General features: G+C 66.0%; 18 protein-coding genes. 11 read left to right on the forward strand and 7 right to left on the reverse strand.

The genetic code is table 11. From position 1 onward, the window contains the following. Nucleotides 1–31: 31 nt before the first annotated feature. Entirely contained in the window at nt 32–661 is a 630-nt protein-coding gene (locus tag AB3X99_RS19565) for a glycine zipper 2TM domain-containing protein (protein ID WP_141710563.1), read from the forward strand. Nucleotides 662–697: 36 nt separating this feature from the next. Then, nucleotides 698–835 carry a hypothetical protein gene (locus AB3X99_RS19570; protein WP_368618001.1) on the forward strand — a complete coding sequence of 46 codons (138 nt, stop codon included), beginning with the start codon at nt 698–700 and terminating at the stop codon, nt 833–835. An 89-nt stretch (nt 836–924) separates the two neighbouring features. Here AB3X99_RS19570 and AB3X99_RS19575 read toward each other — a convergent pair whose 3' ends face one another. Continuing rightward, nucleotides 925–1,857 carry a hypothetical protein gene (locus AB3X99_RS19575; protein ID WP_368617844.1) on the reverse strand — a complete coding sequence of 311 codons (933 nt, stop codon included), beginning with the start codon at nt 1,855–1,857 and terminating at the stop codon, nt 925–927. 162 nt (nt 1,858–2,019) lie between these two features. On the opposite strand from AB3X99_RS19575, the gene AB3X99_RS19580 reads away from it, so the two are divergent. Further along, complete coding sequence (locus tag AB3X99_RS19580; RefSeq protein ID WP_368617984.1) at nt 2,020–2,925, forward strand: S1C family serine protease; 906 nt, start codon at nt 2,020–2,022, stop codon at nt 2,923–2,925. A 42-nt stretch (nt 2,926–2,967) separates the two neighbouring features. Continuing rightward, nucleotides 2,968–3,612, forward strand: coding sequence for a response regulator transcription factor (locus tag AB3X99_RS19585; protein WP_368617985.1), 645 nt, complete (start codon nt 2,968–2,970; stop codon nt 3,610–3,612). A 177-nt stretch (nt 3,613–3,789) separates the two neighbouring features. Here the strand turns inward: AB3X99_RS19585 and AB3X99_RS19590 are convergent, their stop codons facing one another. Next, the gene (locus AB3X99_RS19590) at nt 3,790–4,047 is read right to left on the reverse strand and encodes a hypothetical protein (protein ID WP_368617845.1); all 258 of its coding nucleotides are present in this window, start codon (nt 4,045–4,047) and stop codon (nt 3,790–3,792) included. Between AB3X99_RS19590 and AB3X99_RS19595 the strand changes: the two genes are divergently transcribed. Both AB3X99_RS19595 and yfcF read left to right on the forward strand, forming a co-directional pair. Then, nucleotides 4,034–4,303, forward strand: coding sequence for a hypothetical protein (locus AB3X99_RS19595; protein WP_069262009.1), 270 nt, complete (start codon nt 4,034–4,036; stop codon nt 4,301–4,303). The genes AB3X99_RS19590 and AB3X99_RS19595 overlap by 14 nt on opposite strands. A gap of 92 nt (nt 4,304–4,395) precedes the next feature. After that, nucleotides 4,396–5,028, forward strand: a complete 633-nt coding sequence (gene yfcF, locus AB3X99_RS19600) for a glutathione transferase (protein WP_368617846.1) — start codon at nt 4,396–4,398, stop codon at nt 5,026–5,028. Between the two features lie 56 nt (nt 5,029–5,084). On the opposite strand, the gene AB3X99_RS19605 is transcribed toward yfcF, so the two are convergent. Then, complete coding sequence (locus AB3X99_RS19605) at nt 5,085–6,011, reverse strand: glutaminase (RefSeq protein WP_069262008.1); 927 nt, start codon at nt 6,009–6,011, stop codon at nt 5,085–5,087. A 107-nt stretch (nt 6,012–6,118) separates the two neighbouring features. Beyond that, on the reverse strand, nt 6,119–7,687 hold the full coding sequence (locus tag AB3X99_RS19610) for a DHA2 family efflux MFS transporter permease subunit (RefSeq protein ID WP_368604793.1): 1,569 nt from the start codon (nt 7,685–7,687) through the stop codon (nt 6,119–6,121). Between the two features lie 276 nt (nt 7,688–7,963). On the opposite strand from AB3X99_RS19610, the gene AB3X99_RS19615 reads away from it, so the two are divergent. The 3 genes from AB3X99_RS19615 to AB3X99_RS19625 all read left to right on the forward strand — a co-directional run bounded on the left by AB3X99_RS19615 (nt 7,964) and on the right by AB3X99_RS19625 (nt 11,043). Further along, complete coding sequence (locus AB3X99_RS19615) at nt 7,964–8,614, forward strand: alpha/beta hydrolase (RefSeq protein WP_069262006.1); 651 nt, start codon at nt 7,964–7,966, stop codon at nt 8,612–8,614. A gap of 351 nt (nt 8,615–8,965) precedes the next feature. Beyond that, the gene (locus tag AB3X99_RS19620; RefSeq protein WP_069262005.1) at nt 8,966–10,021 is read left to right on the forward strand and encodes a rod shape-determining protein; all 1,056 of its coding nucleotides are present in this window, start codon (nt 8,966–8,968) and stop codon (nt 10,019–10,021) included. Nucleotides 10,022–10,257: 236 nt separating this feature from the next. Next, a complete protein-coding gene (locus AB3X99_RS19625) occupies nt 10,258–11,043 on the forward strand; it encodes an alpha/beta fold hydrolase (protein WP_368617986.1) in 786 nt (261 codons plus the stop codon). A gap of 98 nt (nt 11,044–11,141) precedes the next feature. Here AB3X99_RS19625 and AB3X99_RS19630 read toward each other — a convergent pair whose 3' ends face one another. Then, a complete protein-coding gene (locus tag AB3X99_RS19630; protein ID WP_028203504.1) occupies nt 11,142–11,543 on the reverse strand; it encodes a hypothetical protein in 402 nt (133 codons plus the stop codon). A 372-nt stretch (nt 11,544–11,915) separates the two neighbouring features. On the opposite strand from AB3X99_RS19630, the gene gltA reads away from it, so the two are divergent. Together gltA and AB3X99_RS19640 are read left to right on the forward strand one after the other, a co-directional pair. After that, entirely contained in the window at nt 11,916–13,217 is a 1,302-nt protein-coding gene (gene gltA, locus AB3X99_RS19635) for a citrate synthase (protein WP_069262004.1), read from the forward strand. A gap of 249 nt (nt 13,218–13,466) precedes the next feature. Beyond that, nucleotides 13,467–15,746, forward strand: a complete 2,280-nt coding sequence (locus AB3X99_RS19640; RefSeq protein WP_368617847.1) for a glycogen debranching N-terminal domain-containing protein — start codon at nt 13,467–13,469, stop codon at nt 15,744–15,746. 45 nt (nt 15,747–15,791) lie between these two features. On the opposite strand, the gene AB3X99_RS19645 is transcribed toward AB3X99_RS19640, so the two are convergent. Beyond that, a complete protein-coding gene (locus tag AB3X99_RS19645; protein ID WP_368617848.1) occupies nt 15,792–16,871 on the reverse strand; it encodes an asparaginase in 1,080 nt (359 codons plus the stop codon). Nucleotides 16,872–16,945: 74 nt separating this feature from the next. Beyond that, nucleotides 16,946–17,854 carry a bifunctional Delta(1)-pyrroline-2-carboxylate/Delta(1)-piperideine-2-carboxylate reductase gene (gene lhpI, locus AB3X99_RS19650; protein ID WP_368617849.1) on the reverse strand — a complete coding sequence of 303 codons (909 nt, stop codon included), beginning with the start codon at nt 17,852–17,854 and terminating at the stop codon, nt 16,946–16,948. Nucleotides 17,855–17,882: the final 28 nt, after the last annotated feature.

The raw sequence follows: 17,882 nt of genomic DNA on the forward strand, positions 1-17,882 counted from the left end.
GTGCCCGCAGCGGCGGCAATGCGAACCCACCGTGACGTCCATGCTCTCTACCAAGTCCGCCCTCACCGCCGCGCTTGTCGCTGCAGCCAGTCTTTCGTTGTCCGCATGCGTTGCTCCGGGCTACTCGCAGTACGGCGCGCAGCAAGGCTACCAGGGCCAATATGCAGCACCGGCGGCGTCTGCGTACGGCCAGCCCGCTTACGCACAACCGGGCACCGTGCAGCAACCCGCCTACGCACCGCCGCCTGCGCCGCAACAGCCGTATGACTCGCAAAGCAACGGTCAGTACGGTGCGCAGTACAACCCGCAATACGGCAACCAATACGGTACGCAGTACGGCACGATCTCGAGCATCCGGCCGTTGAGCAACGCCACGGGTGCTTCGGGCATCGCCGGAACCGTGGTCGGCGCGCTGGTTGGCGGCGTGCTCGGCAATCAGGTCGGCGGTGGCCACGGCCGCGACGCGGCGACCGTCATCGGCGCGCTCGGGGGAGCCTATGCAGGCAACCGGATCGGCCAGCAGATGGGCCAGCCCGCAGGATTCCAGATCGACGTGCAGTTGAGCGACGGCTCGACCCGCGCGTTCAACGTGCCGACACCCGGCGACCTGCGCCCAGGCGATCGCGTACAGGTCAACGGCAGCCAGCTCGCGCGCTACTGATTCCGGCGGCTGTTTCATCCGACGTCACGGAGGCGTTTGCCGCCACGCAAGATCGACGAAGCGACGCAGCAAAACGCGGCGCTCGTGGAGCAGGCGTCGGCGGCGGCGCAATCCATGCAGGATCAGGCGAGGCTGCTCGAAAGAACGGTGAGCGTGTTTCACGTCGCCGCCTGATCCGCTGCGTTCGTCCAACGGGCGAGCGCAGCGGGAGTGTGGAAAACCTGCGCCGTAACGCCCGTGCGCCGCACGGGCTAATACGCGCACTACTGCGCGATCTGCTGACGCTGATATTCGTTGTGCTTCATTTGCATGTAGTCGGCGCGGCTGACCTCGTGCAATTGGCGCGGATACTGCTCGGTGGCATCGAACCACTTGGTGAGGCGTTTGTCGAGGCGGCCATTGGGCGGGCTGGAAAGCGCATCGAGATACGCTTCGATGGCGAGGTAATAGCGCATGGTGTTGCGTTCGACCAGACCGCGTACGCCGGCGATGTATCGCGTTTCGTTCGTCGACGGATCGCGGGTCGTGGAAAAGCCGACTTTGTCGCTGCCTATCGTTGCCAGATAGGCTTTCATGGCAAGCCGGCCGGCCGTGCCGTAACCGTAGGCGTAAGTCAGATGAATAAAGGTCCGATCGTCGCCCACGGGTATGGCCTCCACCACGATCCGGTAGTCTTTCGTACTCAGCGGACCCGTGGCGGCGGAAAGCTCCACGCGAAAATAATCAGGGCTGCTCACTGCCTGGTTCCAGGCGAATTGCACGCGGTAGGATGAGGTAAGCGATTCCTCGGTTTTCTTGCCGATATTCACCGCGAGCACCGTACCGCTCGCGCCGGTCGAGGCATGGCAGTACTTGATGTTCAAGTGCAGGATCAGCACATCGCACCAGTTGGCCGGCCCTTGAGTCGGATGGTTGAGCGTGTCGCTGACCGTCGCGAAAGGGAAGTTGACCACACCGTAAATGTCCCCTTTGAGTGCCGAAGGCAACTCCTGCGATTCGAGGTATAGCGGGCGCTGGAACTGGTTTTGCGCGAGTTGCTGCGTGAGACTCTGGTACTTTTCGCGCAGGCTCGTCGCCCTGACGTCCGCTTGCGCGAAAGCGCCCTGGCCCAGCAAACAGAGCGCCGCGGTCATCGCGGCCATCCACCACAGGCGCGTGCACCGGACGCCCGATGTGAATCTGGCAAGCGTACTCATGGCCTTCCTCCCACGTTGACTCCGTGTGATCTGCATCGCTACGACTACCCATTTGGGTGGTGCGCGCCGCCCGTCGTTCTGTCATTGTGAACCCACGAATGGTGAACCCACACTGGCAGGAGACGTGAAATGGAAACGACATCTTCGGGCGCAAATCCTTTGATGGCTCTCTCGGACGGTCTGGCCGACATTGTCGCGCGAGTCGGGCAGAGCGTCGTGGCAATCCATGGCCGGCATCGCATGCCGTCGAGTGGCGTAATCTGGCGCCATGGCGTCGTCGTGACGGCTGCCCATACGATCCGGCGCGAGGAGGGGATCGAAATCACCTTGAGCGACGGTCGTACGGTTGCCGCGGTCCTCGCAGGCCAGGATCCGGGCACGGACCTCGCCGTGCTGAAGTTGGACGGCGTGGACCTGGGCCCGGTCGAGTCCGGCGATGCCGGCTCACTGAAGCCGGGTCATCTGGCGCTCGCCGTCGCGCGTGCCGACGAACTCGGCGTCAGCGCGGATTTTGGCGTGATCGGCAGCACGGGTGGTGCCTGGCGCACGTGGCGAGGCGGCCAGCTCGACGCATTCGTGCGGCTGGACGGCGGTCTGCGCCCGGGGTTCTCGGGCGCGGCGCTCGCCGATATGCGCGGTCAGGTCGTGGGCATCTGCACCTCGGGACTGATGCGCGGCGCCGGCATGGTGATTCCCGCGATGACGGTGGAGCGTGTCGCCGACGAACTGCTGGCCAAGGGACGCGTCTCGCGGGGCTACCTTGGCGTCGGCACACAGCAGGTCAGCCTGCCGAACGCATGGGCGGAGAAAATGAACCTGTCGTTCAATAGCGGATTGCTGATCAGCTCGCTTGCGCCGGGCGGTCCTGCGGAACAGGCAGGCGTGCTCATCGGCGATGTGCTGATCGAACTGGACGGCCAACCTTGCCGCGACATCGGTGACCTGCACGCCGCGCTGGGCTCGACGGGCATCGGGCAGCCGTTGCCAGTCACGTTGATCCGGGGCGGCGAGCGCCACGCGTGCACGGCTACCGTGGGCGAACGGCCCCAACGGCATGCATGCAGGTGAGGTCCGGGACACGGCGATATGTGGGATGGAACGATGGAACCCATGGGGCCGGTGCGGGTCGCGGTAATCGCGGCATCGCCGGAGGTGCGTGCGAGCCTCGAGGCGATCGTCGAGGCGCAGCCGGCGCTCGCGTTCCTGGGTAGCGCCGCCGACGCCGAAGCGCTTGCCGCTTACCTCGCCGGTTCGGTGCCGGACGTCGTCGTGGCCGACATCGAGCCTCTGGCGAGCGACGCGCTCAAGACGCTGTTCGACCCAGGCCACGCACCAGCGGCGCTGGTCCTGTTGCTCGACGACCCGGATAGCGACGCGTTCCTCGACGAACTGCCCGCCTATGCGACGGCAATCCTGTCGCGCGACGTGACGCCCGCCGAGATCGTCGCGGCCATCGAAGCGGCGGCCGCCGGCCTGTGCGTGCTGTCGCCCGACATCCTCGCAAGGCTGCTCGCTGGACGAAAACCGTTGCGCCAGTCGGCAACCGGCGGACCGTTCGAAGCCTTGTCGCTACGGGAGATCGAAGTGCTGGCGATGCTCGCCGACGGACTCGGCAACAAGGAGATCGCCCGGCAACTCGACATCTCGGACAACACGGTGAAATCGCACCTCTCGTCCATCTTCGGCAAACTCGGCGCGACCAATCGCACCGAGGCGGTGATGCTCGGCATGCGGCACGGATACATCATGGTGTAAGCAGGCCACGACCGCCCCGCGATAAAAGCGGCACGGACAGCGCTCAAGAAACCGTCAAGCTTGCCGATAACACGCGGATAGGGCGTTATTCGGCAGCGCTGCGCAGCCCCTGACTTACGGCGAGAAAGATTCCATGCAGATTCAACCCATTACCGCGACGACGACCACGACGACTGCCTACGGCGGCGGCACGCAGGCTTCGACGGGCGGCGCAGGCAACGGCGCTTCCTCGGGCGCGGCATCGTCGAACTCGAATGACAGCAGCACGACGAGTTCGTCGACGAGCACACCCAGCAGCGGCACCACGTCGACGTCGACGTCGACTTCGACGCAGAGCACTTCGGCGTCTTCGAAGTCGGGCGGCGGCGGTGGAGGCGCAGCGGCATCCTCCCGCAGTTCGTCTTCGAGCGAAGTCGACGAATTGAACGCGCTCATCGCGTCGCTTCAGGCGCAACTCGCACAGGTGTCGTCGCAGACATCCAGCGCCGCGGCGCAAGGCTCGAACTCGGGCGAGGTCAGCCAGATCAAGGCGCAGATCCAGAATGCGCAGAGCGCGTTGAGCTCGGCGTCGCAATCGGACGCGAGCCAGGTCAGCCAGATCGCGTCGCAACTGGCGAGCGTGCAGACTTCGCTGGCGCAGCTGATGGTCGCGAGCGGCAAGACCACGGGGCTGGTCTCGGCGACGGCTTAAGCGGGGCAGGCTGAGTCGACCAGCCTGCCGGTGGCCGAGCGCAACGGCGGCTGGGCTTGCTACTATCGTCGGCGCCAACAACGGAGCCGACTGTGACCAACCCCGCTCTCCACCTCTACGCCGACGCACAGTACGCCAGTCCCTACGCGATGTCCGTCTTCGTCGCGCTGCACGAAAAGGCGCTCGCGTTCGAGCTTTCGACCGTCGATCTCGCGAAGAGTGAAAACCAGCAGCCGGAATTCGCGGCGAAGTCGCTCACGCGGCGCGTGCCGACCCTGATCCACGACGGCTTCGCGCTCTCGGAGTCCTCGGCGATCACGGAGTATCTCGAAGAGACCTTCCCCGGCGTGGCGCTTTATCCGGCAGAGCGGCAACAGCGTGCCCGCGCGCGCCAGGTTCAGGCGTGGCTGCGCAGCGATCTCATGCCGATCCGCCAGGAGCGCTCGACCGAGGTTGTGTTTTACGGCCCGACCACGGCGCCCCTTTCCGGCGCGGCCCAGCTCGCGGCGGAGAAGCTCTTCGCGATGGCCGAAGCGCTGCTCGCACGAGGCGAAAAGCATCTTTTCGGCGAGTGGTCGATCGCCGACGTGGACCTCGCGTTGATGCTGAACCGTCTGGTGCTGAACGGCGATCCGGTGCCGCATCGGCTGGCGCAATACGCCCTGGCTCAGTGGCAGAGGCCCTCCGTGCAGCGCTGGCTCACGTTCGAGCGGCCGCCGCTCTAAGGCTGTGTCGTCACGCAGGGCTTGCGGATGCTGACCGGATGACGTTCACCCCAGCCTCAGAAAATCGAGCGCCCGGTGCGCGTCGTCAACCACTCCAGCGCCAGCGAGCCGACCAGCGAATTCCCCGTCGCGTCGAGGCCCGGCGACCACACGCACACCGCGAATTCGCCGGGCAGCACCGCGATGATCCCGCCGCCCACACCGCTCTTCGCGGGCAAGCCGACGCGGTACACGAAATCGCCGGCCGCGTCGTAGGTGCCGCAGGTCAGCATCAGCGCGGAAAGGCGCTTGGCCGAACTCGCGTCGAGCACGGGTTCGCCGCTCGCGGGCGAGACGCCGCCGTTGGCCAGAAAGAGTGCTGCGCGCGCCAGTTCCACGCAGCTCATCGAGATCGCGCACTGGCGGCAATACGCGTCGATCACGGTATCGGCGGGCATCTCCAGGTTGCCGAAGCTTGCGATGAAATGCGCCATCGCGCGATTGCGTTCGGCGTGCGCGAGTTCCGACTGCGCGACGCGCAGGTCGTAGCCGATGCCGGGCTCGCCCGAGAGGCGCCGCATGAAATCGACGAGCGCGGTTTCCGCCTGCACGAAGCGGCGGCACAGCACGTCGGTCACGACGAGCGCGCCCGCGTTGATGAACGGGTTGCGCGGCTTGCCCGCCTCGAATTCGAGCTGCACGAGCGAGTTGAATGCTGTGCCCGAAGGCTCGCGGCCCACGCGCTGCCAGAGCACGTCGCCGAGCAGCTGGAACGCGAGCGTACAGGCGAACAGCTTCGAAATGCTCTGGATGGAAAAGCGCACATCGGCGTCGCCGGTGCGGTACACCTGGCCGTCCACCGTGACGATAGCCATGCCGAAGTGATCGGCGCGCACCGTGGCGAGTTCGGGAATGTAGTCGGCAACGCGGCCCGTGCCGATATACGGCTGCAGGTCGCGATGGATGGCGTCGAGGATGGGCGTGTAGTCGAACGTGTGATTCATGGAGGGAGCCAGGCAATCGCGGCAGAGCGCCCGCCGCGGTCCCGCGATTGTAGCGGCTCGCGCTTACCGCCACGGCTTCATTGCGCGCCCTGACTCGACCTTTCGGGTCAATGCGCCCCTGCTGCGCCGCCGCCTGCGCCGCCCTTCGTCGACTTCGTGATCCAGATGAGCGGAATGATCACGAGAAAGATGATCGCCGAGATATAGAAAATGTCGTTCAGGCCCATCATGGCGGCCTGCGTGGTGAGCTGGAAGTCGAACAGCGCGCGTGCGGAGGGCTCGCTCATATTCAGCACCTTCTGGGTCTGGTCCATCGCCTGCACGAAAGTCGGGTTGTTGACCGAGGCTTGTTCCGTGAGTCGCGCGTGATGCAGGATCGTGCGGTTGTTCCAGGCGTTGGTCGCGATCGAGGTGCCCACTGCGCCGCAGAACACGCGCACGAAGTTCGAGAGGCCAGCCGCCGCCGGCACGCGGCTCGGCGGCTGGCCCGCGAGAATGATCGCGGTGAGCGGCACGAAGAAGAGCGCCATGGGGATGCCTTGCAGCAGCGTGGGCAGCACGAGATGGAAGGTATCGATTTCGATCACGTACTGCGAACGCATGTAGAACACCCCCGCGAACATCACGAACGCGATCGTCGCGATGATGCGCGCGTCGGAGCGCGGCAACAGGCGCCCCACGACCGGAGACAGGATCACCGCGAACACGCCGAGCGGCGCGGTCACGAGGCCCGCGTCCACCGAGCGATAGTTGAGGTACTCCTGCATCCATTGCGGCAGCAGCACCAGATTGCCGAAGAACACCGCGTACGCCACTGAAATCGCAATCGTGCCGCCGAGGAAGTTACGTTGTCCGAACAAACGCAAATCGACGATCGGGTGCTCCTCGGTCAGCTCCCACACGAGGAAAAACGCAAAACTGATGAGCGCGAGGATGCCGAGCGTCACGATCACCGGCGAATTGAACCAGTCGAGGTCCTTGCCCTTGTCGAGCATGATCTGCAGCGAAGCAACCCAGGTGATGAGCAGACCGAGGCCCACGACGTCGATAGGCGGCTTGCGCGTGGGTGACTCGCGGTTGCGATAGATCGTCCACGTGACGAAGCCCGCGAAGAGGCCCACCGGAATGTTGATGTAAAAGATCCACGACCAGTTGTAGCTATCGGTGATCCAGCCGCCGAGCGCCGGTCCCGCGATCGGGCCGACGGTCGTGGTCATCGCCCAGAAGGCGAGCGCGGTGGACGATTTGTCTTTCGGCCAGGATCCGAGCAGCACGGCCTGGGAAAGCGGAATGAGCGGGCCGGCCACGGCGCCTTGCAGCACGCGCGCGACGAGCAGAAACGGCAGGGTCGGCGCGATGCCGCACAGCCACGACGCCAGCACGAACGAGAGGATCGAGGTGACGAACAGGCGCACCTGGCCGAAACGCTGCGTGAGCCAGCCGGTCAGCGGAATGGAAACGGCGTTGGCCGCCGCGAACACGGTGATGACCCATGTGCCTTCGTCGACGGAAACGCCCATGTCGCCGGAGATGGTCGGAATGGCGACGTTGGCGATCGACGTGTCGAGCACGTTCATGAAGGTCGCGAGCGAGACCGCGATAGTGCCGAGGACCAGACTGCCTCCCTGGAGCGGCGGCGGCGCGGGCGGCGCCGATGATGCGGCGGGCTGATTCAAGCGTGTTCTCCGCGTATTCGGTTTGCGGCACAGGATACCTGTAATCGCCTTTTGTCATCGCCAGCCGCGGAGCATCCCCATGCAGCGCAGGGTCATGGGGCTTGCGAATGGCTTTCGCGCGCGATCGGGCTGCCGTTGCGGCTTTATGTAACGCCGGGAAATGGAGTCTTTCGTACACGCGTAGCGCGGCGAGCGTATCCTTGCGCCTGCCGCGCGCCGCGCAAAATGCGTGCGCTGGACACACAATACGATCGTCAGTACAGGGGAGGTCCGACCATGAGCTGGGAAGCATTCGAAGGGGGCTGGCGTCTGGCGCCGGCCGATGGCGCCGCGCACGCGCTCGTCGTGCTGCTGCACGGGGTAGGCAGCAACGCACAGGACCTCACGCCGCTCGCCGACGTGTGGCGCGACGCGCTGCCGGGGGTCGCGTTCTCGTCGCTCGACGGCAGCGAGCCGTTCGACGGCGGCTTCGGCGGACGCCAGTGGTTCAGCCTGCGCGACATCAGCGAGACCAATCGCGAGGCGCGCGTCGTTGCCGCCTCGCAGGTGTTCGAGCGGCGGCTCGCCGCCGAACTCGCCCATTGGGGGCTCGGTCACGACGCGCTCGCGCTGGTGGGCTTCTCGCAAGGCTCGATCATGTCGCTGTACCACGTGGCCACACAGGCGGCGGGCGCGGCGGCCGTGGTCGCGTATGCGGGCCGGCTCGTTACGCCCGTGGTCGCGAAAAGCCGCACGGTGCTCACGCTCGTGCACGGCGAGGACGACGAAGTGATTCCGGCGAGCGAACTGGAGCGCGCCGCCGCCGCGTTCAGCGACGCGGGCTTCGCGGTCACCGCTTTCGCGCTGCCGGGCGTCGGCCACACGATTACGCCGCAGGGCGTCATGCTTGGGCGCGACGCCCTGGTGCGCGCGCTCGCGCGCGGCTAATCGCGAGACCGATCCGGTCGCTGGCGGGGACGAGGTCGGTCCCCGTTAATCAGCATGTATCGGCCGGCATCGGCGGGCCAAATCGGTACGAATTGGCAGTGGCATAAGCCCGTAGTGTCGTATTTCGGCCATATTTTCCGCATAACCTAGGCAGTTGTTTTTGGACCGGCTAAAGTTCGCGCCGGTCGCGGCCGTTAATACGGGGAGTCGCCGCGACCTTATGGGCCGCGTAGGCCCGTTCCGCCCGGCGCGCGGCTGGTTCGCGCTGCCTGGACGAGGCCGCCATCGGGAATGCCATCCGGCGGCGCGTCGTCTGCCGGGTCGCCAAAAAGAACCGAACTTCAGACCAATATGGCCCGAGCCAAGCCGCAATCCATTTTTTCCAAAAGGCTGTTCCGCCAGGACGTGGCGCTCGATCTCGGTACGGCCAACACGCTCATCTACACCGCCGACAAGGGCATCGTGCTGAATCAGCCCTCCGTGGTCTGCTTCGAACGCCGCGCGGGGGCGAGCGAGACGACGGTGGCCGCGGTGGGCCGCGAGGCGAAGGATCTGCTTGGCCGCGCCCCGGCCAATATGGAGACGGTGCGGCCGCTCTCGCACGGCGTGATCGCCAATTTCTCCGCTGCCGAACACATGATGCGCCGCTTCGTGGCGATGGCGCAGCCGCGCCGTCTGCTCGGCCGCCGTGCGGCATTCACGGTGTGCGTGCCGGCGGGCGCGACGCGCGTCGAGCGCCGCGCGATTCGCGAGGCGGCCTTCGCGGCAGGCGCGGCGAGCGTGAACCTGATCGGCGAGTCGCTGGCTTCGGCGCTCGGTGCGGGTTTGCCGGTGCACGCGGCGACGGGCTCGATGGTCGTCGATATCGGCGGCGGCACGACGGAAGTGGGCATCGTCGCGCTAGGCGGCGTGGCGTGCAGCGGCTCGGTGCGCGTGGGCGGCGACCAGTTCGACCGCGCCATCGTCGATCATGTGCGCACGCTCTATGGCGTCGTGCTGGGCGACCAGACCGCGGAACACGTGAAAAAGACGATTGGCTGCGCGCTCTACGGCGAACCCATCGAACGCATACGCGCGACCGGACGCAGCATGGAAGACGGTCTGCCGCGCACGGTCGAGATCACGAGCCACGACGTGGTGGACGCGCTAGCCGCGCCCTTGCGCGTGGTGATCAACACGGTGCGGCAGGTGCTGGAGACGGCGCCCGCCGAACTCGTCACCGATATCGCCGATAGCGGCATCGTGCTCACGGGCGGCGGTTCGCTGCTCGGCAGGCTCGACCAGTGCCTCGCCGCCGAACTTGGCGTGACGGTGCGCGTGGCCGACGAGCCGCTCACCTGCGCGGTGCGCGGCGCGGGCGCGGCGGCCTCGCTCATGAGCGAGCACGCTTTCGAAATGGTCGAATAACGGCCCAAGCCGGCGCACGAGGCAAGGCCGCTTCGCGAGGGCGCCGGCTTGACCGCTGTTGGCGCCGCGGGCATGGGACAATACGCCACTTTGCCGGCGTGCGCCGCGATGGACTGCCCGTAGGCCGTTGTCCGTTGCAATGCGCCGCTGTCCCGTTGTCTCCACATCGTTCAGCCGTGAATCCAGCCGCCTTTCCGGCCCCCGGTACGTTCATCGAACTGCCCGGCGGCCTGCCCATGCCCTATGTCGAACGAGGCGCGGGCGAACTTCTTCTCTTCGTGCACGGCTCGCTTTGTGACTACCGCTACTGGCAGCCACAGCTGGCCGGCCTCGCGCAGCAGTATCGCTGTGTCTCGGTGAGTCTCACGCACTACTGGCCCGCCGCGGAGGCGGCACGCGGCCTGCCGTTCAGCTGGCGGCAGCATGCGGATGAGCTTGCGGCGTTCGTCGATGCCCTGGGCGCCGGCCCGGCGCACGTGATCGGGCATTCGCGCGGCGGCCTCGTGTCATTCCAGTTCGCGCGGCGCCATCCGCAGCACGTGCGCACACTCACGCTCGCCGATCCTGGCGGGCCGGTCCACCAGCCGGGCCAGACGCTCGCCACGCTGCCCGAGAACGTCAATGCGCTGCGCGCCCGCGCCGTGGCGCTGATCGAGTCGGGCCAGGTGGACGCGGGGCTGGAGTTGTTCGTCGATTCGGTGAGCCGGCCCGGCTTCTGGGCGAAGAGCACACATGGGTTTCGCCGCATGGCCACCGACAACGCGCACACGCTTGGGCCGCAGTTTCAGGATCCGCTGCCTGCGTACTCGCGCGAGCAAGCCGCCGAGGTGCAATGCCCCGTGCTGCTGATCGACGGCGAGCTGAGCCCGGAAGTGTTTCATCGGGCCGTGGCTGCGCTCGATGCCTGGCTGCCTGATGCGCGCCGCGCGAGTGTGGCGGGCGCATCGCATGGGATGAATCTGGCGCGGCCCGCGGCGTTCAACGAGTTGATCGACCGCTTCGTGAGCGGCCACGGGCGCTGACGCGCGCTGATTCACGCGATGCGAAAAAGGGGCGGCCACGCGATGCGGCCGCCCCTTTTCGTTGCTGCGAGAAATACCGTAGTCCGAAGGACTCTCGCCTAGTCGCGACCGTGCGCGTGGGCGTCGAGCTTGTGCTCGGCCGCCTCGCCGACGAGGCCCGCGTAGTAGAGGTGCACGCCGATCGCGAGCGAATCGTTGCGGATTTCGTGAAAGGCCTTCCATGCCTTCACCGGATCCTTGAACACGAGATAGTGCGCTTCCTGCGAAACGAGGCGGGCGACCTGGTGCAGGCCGTGGCCGTTGAGCGCGTCCACGAGGTGATCGAGGCTGCGGTGCGTGCGCGCGTCGGTGCGCGGATACAGCATGTGCAGCACGGCCACGCGTTCGCTGGCGAGCGCGGCCGACAGTGCGACCACGATGTCCTGGTGATTGAGTGCCGTGACAACGGCGCCCTCTGCTTGTTCGTCTTCTGCGAACAGGGTGTCGACCGAGATGTTCATCTGTTGCTTCCTTACGTTTTGCTTTAAGCGCGTGTGGCGGTGAAAACGGCCGCCCGTGAGATCAGGCTGGATTACAAAATGCAAGTAATGGAAAACCCTTGCATGTCAAGCAGTATCGCAAAGATGGGGTGCGACATGTTGCGCTGCAAGAGCAAAATATTGTTGCAGGAATCGGCGTTAAGGAAGCCGCAAGCTTCGCAGTGTTGCGGGGTTGAAGAGGGATTGTTGCTGGCTGCGCTATCAATCGATGCTGCACCGCGCCGTAGAATGCGGCAAGCGGTCGCAGCGATGCCGGCCATTCCGGCGGCTGCGTCCTGTTGCGCGAAGTTATGCGCGAAGTATTGCGATGTGACAGCAATTCAAGGACACACAATGATCGACTCGAAGACACACGCCACGCTCACGATCCCCGGCCACGCTGAAGGCGTGCAGTTGCCGGTCTACAAGGGCACCCAGGGCCCGGACGTGATCGACATCCGCAAGCTGTACGGCCAGACCGGCATGTTCACGTATGACCCGGGCTTCATGTCCACGGCGTCGTGCAACTCGGCGATCACCTATATCGACGGCGACAAGGGCGAGTTGCTCTACCGCGGCTACCCGATCGACAACCTCGCGCAAAACGCCGACTTCCTCGAAAGCTGCTACCTCCTGCTCAAGGGCGAGCTGCCCACGCAGCAGCAGAAGGACGAATTCGTGGCCTCGGTGACGAACCACACGATGGTTCACGAGCAGATGCACTTCTTTTTCCGGGGGTTCCGCCGTGACGCACATCCGATGGCGATTCTGGTGGCGGCGGTCGGCGCGCTGTCCGCGTTCTATCACGACTCGCTCGACATCAACAACGCGGAGCATCGTGAAGTGTCGGCGATCCGTATGATCGCGAAGCTGCCGACGCTCGTCGCCATGGCGTACAAGTACTCGATCGGCCAGCCGTTCGTGTATCCGCAGAACGACCTGTCGTACAGCGCGAACTTCATGCGCATGATGTTCTCCGCGCCGAGCGAGGAGTACAAGGTCAACGACGTGCTCGTGCGCGCGCTCGACCGCATTCTCATCCTTCACGCCGACCACGAGCAGAACGCTTCGACGTCTACCGTGCGTCTGGCCGGTTCGTCGGGTGCGAATCCGTTCGCGTGTATCGCCGCGGGCATCGCTTGCCTGTGGGGCCCGGCGCACGGTGGTGCGAACGAAGCCGCACTGAACATGCTCGAAGAAATCGGCTCGGTCGATAACATCCCGAAGTTCATCGAGCAGGTGAAGGACAAGAACTCGGGCGTGAAGCTGATGGGCTTCGGCCACCGCGTGTACAAGAACTACGACCCGCGTGCGAAGCTCATGCGCGAAACGTGCTACGAAGTGCTGAACGAACTCGGTCTGCACGACGATCCTTTGTTCAAGCTCGCCATGCAGCTCGAAAAGATCGCGCTGGAAGACGAATATTTCGTGTCGCGCAAGCTGTACCCGAACGTCGACTTCTACTCGGGCATCGTGCAGCGCGCGCTGGGCATCCCGACCTCGATGTTCACCTGCATCTTCGCGATGGCGCGCACGGTGGGCTGGATCGCGCAGTGGAACGAAATGATCGCCGACCCCGAGCAGAAAATCGGCCGTCCGCGTCAGCTGTTCATCGGCGAAACGCCGCGCGTCGCGAAGCCGATTTCGCAACGCTGATCCTCACGGCGCGCGCCGCTTCCGGCGCGCGAGCGCATTGCCTCCACGGGCGCCCGCACGTTACGTCGTGCCGGCGCCCGCAATTTTTTCCGCGCACGTTCCTTGCTCCGCACTGCGATTTGCCACTCATTTCGCGCGTATCTTTCGGCCGTTCTTTGCGCATTCGCCCAACGCGTGCGCCGAAGCCACTACAATCAACCGCAAGCGAACCGTACCGTAACCCTTTGCATGGCACCCAGGAGGCACGCAATGCAGGATCCTGAAACACTCGGCGGCGTCACGCGCTCAAGCGGCGTGGATCATCCCGACCAGGACACGCGGGAAACCGACAGCGCGTTCATCGCGCCCGAAACGCCGGAGGTCGCAAGCGCCGACCAGCATGTGCTGAAGTCGGGCGGCACCTTCATCGTCAACGATCCGCTCGGCGACATCACCGGCATCGACGACGGCCTGTTCGTCAACGACACGCGTGTGCTCTCGTCGCTGCGCCTCACTTTCGGCGGACGCGTGCCCTCACTGCTCTCGGGCAGCGTGAGCAGCGACAACGCCGTGTTCACGGCCCACCTGACCAATCGTCCGCTGCCGCCGCTCGGCGGCAGTACCACGCCCGAAGGCGTGATTCACGTGCAGCGCGAGCGCGTGCTCTCCGGCACGATGATGACCGAGGCCATCGAGCTCACGAACTACGGCACGGAAGACGCCGTGGTGCCGCTTTCCATCTCGTTCGCGAGCGACTTCCGCGACATGTTCGAAGTACGCGGCCTGAAGCGCGAAAAACGCGGCACGCTCATGCCGCCGCGAGTCGAAGACGGCGAGGTCCGGCTCGAATACGTCGGCCTCGACAAGGTTGCGCGGCGCGTGCGTATCGAGTTCTCGCCCACGCCGAACAAACTCCTCGCCGATCGCGCCGACTTCACGGTCGATCTGCCCGCGCAGGCCTGCGTCTCGATCTATCTCACGGTGGCGATCGAAGTCGAGGCCATGCCCGGTGCCGCGCCCGGCACACAGAGCGCGGGCATCTTCCAGCCGCCGCATTGCCTCGCGGGCTCGCAGGAGCAGCGCGTGGGCCGCGCCGCTCAGCGCGCCGCGCTGGTGGATTCGCATATCGTGATGCGCGAACGCCGTCGAGCGGCGGCGCACTTGCGTTCGAGCAATCCGCTCTTCAATGCGTGGATCAACCGCTCGATCGCCGACCTCGGTCTGCTCACCACCGACCTGCCGACCGGCCCGTATCCGTATGCGGGCATTCCATGGTTTTCCACGCCGTTCGGCCGCGACGCGGTCATCACCTCGCTGCAGACGCTGTGGCTCACGCCCGCGCTCGCGCAGGGCGTGCTGCGTTTTCTCGCGGAACATCAGGCGCGCGAGGATTCGGCGTTCCGCGACGCGGCGGTCGGCAAGATCATGCACGAAATGCGCAAGAGCGAGATGGCCGCCACAGGCGAAGTGCCGTTTGCGCTCTACTACGGCGGGGTGGACACCACGCCGCTCTTCGTCGTGCTGGCGGGCGCTTATGTCGAACGCACGGGCGACGTTTCGCTGATCGACGAGTTATGGCCGGCGCTGGAGCGTGCGGCGGCCTGGGTCGCAGGTGTATGCGACCGCAATAGACTCGGTCTGCTCGACTACCGGCGCGAATCGGAGGGCGGGCTCGCGAACCAGGGCTGGAAGGACAGCCACGACTCTGTATTCCACGCGGACGGCCGTTTCCCCGATGGCCCGATTGCGCTCGTCGAAGTGCAGGCATATGCGAGCGCTGCGTTCGAAACGATGTCGCGCTTCGCCACGCATCGCGGCCAGATCGAAGACGCAGCGCGCTACGCCGCACGCGCCGCCAAAATCCGCCTCTGCGTAGAGGAGAAGTTCTGGATGCCGGAGTCGGACTTCTACGGCATTGCGCTCGATGGCCACGGCGATCTGTGCCGCGTGCTCGCGTCGAACGCCGGACATCTGCTCGCCTTCGGGCTGCCCGAGGAGGAGCGCGGCCGCGCCGTGGCGGAAGTGCTCGAATCGGCGCTGTTTCACACGGGCTGGGGCGTGCGTACGCTCGCGGCGGGCCAGGCGCGTTTCAATCCCATGGCGTACCACAATGGCTCGGTCTGGCCGCACGACAACGCGCTGTGCGCACGCGGTCTCGCGCGCTATGGCCGCAAGGCGGCAGCAGTGCGCCTCTTGCAGGCGCTGTTCGAGGCTGCGGTGACCTTCGACATGCGTCTGCCCGAACTGTTCTGCGGGTTCCCGCGCCGGCGCGGCGAGCCGCCCACCGCGTATCCGGTGGCCTGCCTGCCGCAAGCCTGGGCCGCGGGCTCGCCGTTCATGATGCTCGAAGCGTGTCTTGGCGTGACGATCGACGCGGCGCGCAACGAGGTGCGTGTCGAGCAGCCCATGCTGCCCGAAGGCATCGACTGGCTGGAAGTGGACGATCTGCGTGTGGGCAAGAATACGGTGACGCTCATGTTCCGCCGTGTGGACGGCAAGGTGGTGGCATCGGCCGATCGCAGCGACGTGAAAGTCGTGGCGTTGCTGTGAGTCTTGGCGCGGGCTTGCAAAGCCCGCGCCCTCATTTTGTGCTGGCTACGAAGCGACGCGCTCGAGTGAGAACTGCGGCGCGACGCAACCCGTCTCGACGCCCATCGTGTTGACGATGCGCGGGGCTTCGAATTTGCTTAGTTGTGCCAGCTGTTGTGGCGTGCCAATGCCCAGTTGTCTGAGCACTTCCACGACGGTGACATGGAGCGCGGTCAAATCGCCGTCCTCGATCTTCACCGCGATACCCAATGCCGGGCCGCCCGTATGCGTTGCGGTCGCCGCGCTTGCGCGCACGCCAATCGCATAACTGCCCGCCGCGCCGAGCTTGCCGACGAGCGCGCCTTCGAACGCGCTCATGAGCGTCGTGCAGAAGCGGCCTTCGCCCGCCACGAGTTCCGGATACGACGTCATGGCGCGATAGATGTGGGCGAGCGCCTGCGAGCGCGCATCGGCCGCGGCCGAGCCCGGCAAGGCCGCGTGGTCCTGCGCATCGGCGAGCTTCACGAACAGGCGGGCGAGCCGGTCGAGCGGGAAGGCGGGCGTGGGCAGATTGCAGCCGTCGATGCCCCACTCGACGCCCGTCTCGGGAAGATCGCAAACCTCGGCCACGACCTGCTTCACGCGTTGCTGCAAGGGGTGTGAAGGCAGATGGTAATCGGCCAGCGCCGCGCCGATGGCGCGGGCGCCGGCCAGCATGCCCGCGTGCTTGCCCGAGCAATTGCTGCACACCGCGCCCGGCGTGAAGTCGCGTTTGATCCACGCCTTGTAGACGGCGTCCGAGATCGGCACATGGCCGCCGCAGCGCAAATCCGATTCCGTGGCGGACACCTTCGCGAGCATCGCGCGCGTCCGCTCGATATGGCGGTCCTCGCTACTATGCGAGGCGCACATGAGCGCGAGATCGGCGTCGTCGAAGCCAAAGCGCTCGAGCGCGCCGGTTTCGACCACGGCGAGCGCCTGCGCGGGCTTGGCCGCCGAGCGCACGAGCGTCATGCGATGCGGGTCGCCGAGCGCGTAGAGCAGGCGGCCCTGAGCGTCGACCACGGCAATGTGGGCGATATGCGTGGTTTCGATGACATCGCCGCGCAGGATTTTCACGGCGGGTTGGGGAGCGCTCGTCGTCATGGTGCCGTTTGCCTTGGGTCTCGGATGGGATCGTGCTGCGCGGTCGATGTGCGATTCTAATCCGCGTGTGCGGGTCAGCGCATTTGCCGGGCCACGCGGCACGCGGCGAGATCCCAGGCGCCGCTGCCGACGGTCTTCAGCAGCACCGGACCGCCGTCATGTGCCGCGCCGTCCGTTACAGCGGAGCCGATCGTGCGCACGTTCGCCCAGTCGACGCCTGCCTGCAGCAGGTCACCGGCTTCTTCGCGCGCGGCTGCGAAATCGTCGACGAACACGCAGCTCGCACGCACCGTGTCCTGGGCGATTTCGGCCGCGTCCGGCGTGAAGGCGCCCACGCCGATCACGAGCCGGTCCTTGCGTGCCGCTTCGTCGTACACGGGCGTCTTGCTCGTTGTCGCGGCGATGACGACGTCGACTTCTTTCGGAACCGCACCGTGCGCGGGCGTCACGTCCACGCCAGCCTGCGCGAAGTGGGCGCGGAACGCCTGTTCGGACGCTTCGGTCCGGCCTTTCACGTAGAGCGTCGCCGACGGATACAGCTGGCCGATCGCCTGGGCATGAAATCGCGCCTGCTGTCCGGTGCCGATGACCAGGAATGCACGCGGCGCGCCGGGGTGAAAGAGGCGCACGCCCAGCATGGAGAGCGCCGCGGTGCGCCGCCCGGTGACGGTCGGGCCGTCGAGGATGAACTCCGGCTGCCCCGTCGCGCCGTTGCACACCGTCACCGCGCCGAAGATGGTCGGCATGCCGAGCGCCGTGTTGGCCGGGCACACGCTCACGAGTTTGTGGATGGCAATGTCGTCGGCGCTGGCGGGCATCGAAAGCATGACGCCGTTGCCCTTGAGCGGCACGCCCGTGCGCACGGGCGCGTGAATGCGGCCCGCGTCGTGATCCTGCGCGGCCGTGGCGAGGGCGTCGAGCAGCACGCCGAAGTCGAGCAGGCGCGCGGTGACGGTTGCGTCGTAAATCGCGATGGGCTCCATCGAATCTTCTCTCCTGATGAATGATGCG

The sequence above is a fragment of the Paraburkholderia sp. BR10882 genome (assembly GCF_040948855.1).
In the GTDB taxonomy this organism is placed as follows: Bacteria; Pseudomonadota; Gammaproteobacteria; order Burkholderiales; family Burkholderiaceae; genus Paraburkholderia; species Paraburkholderia nodosa_A.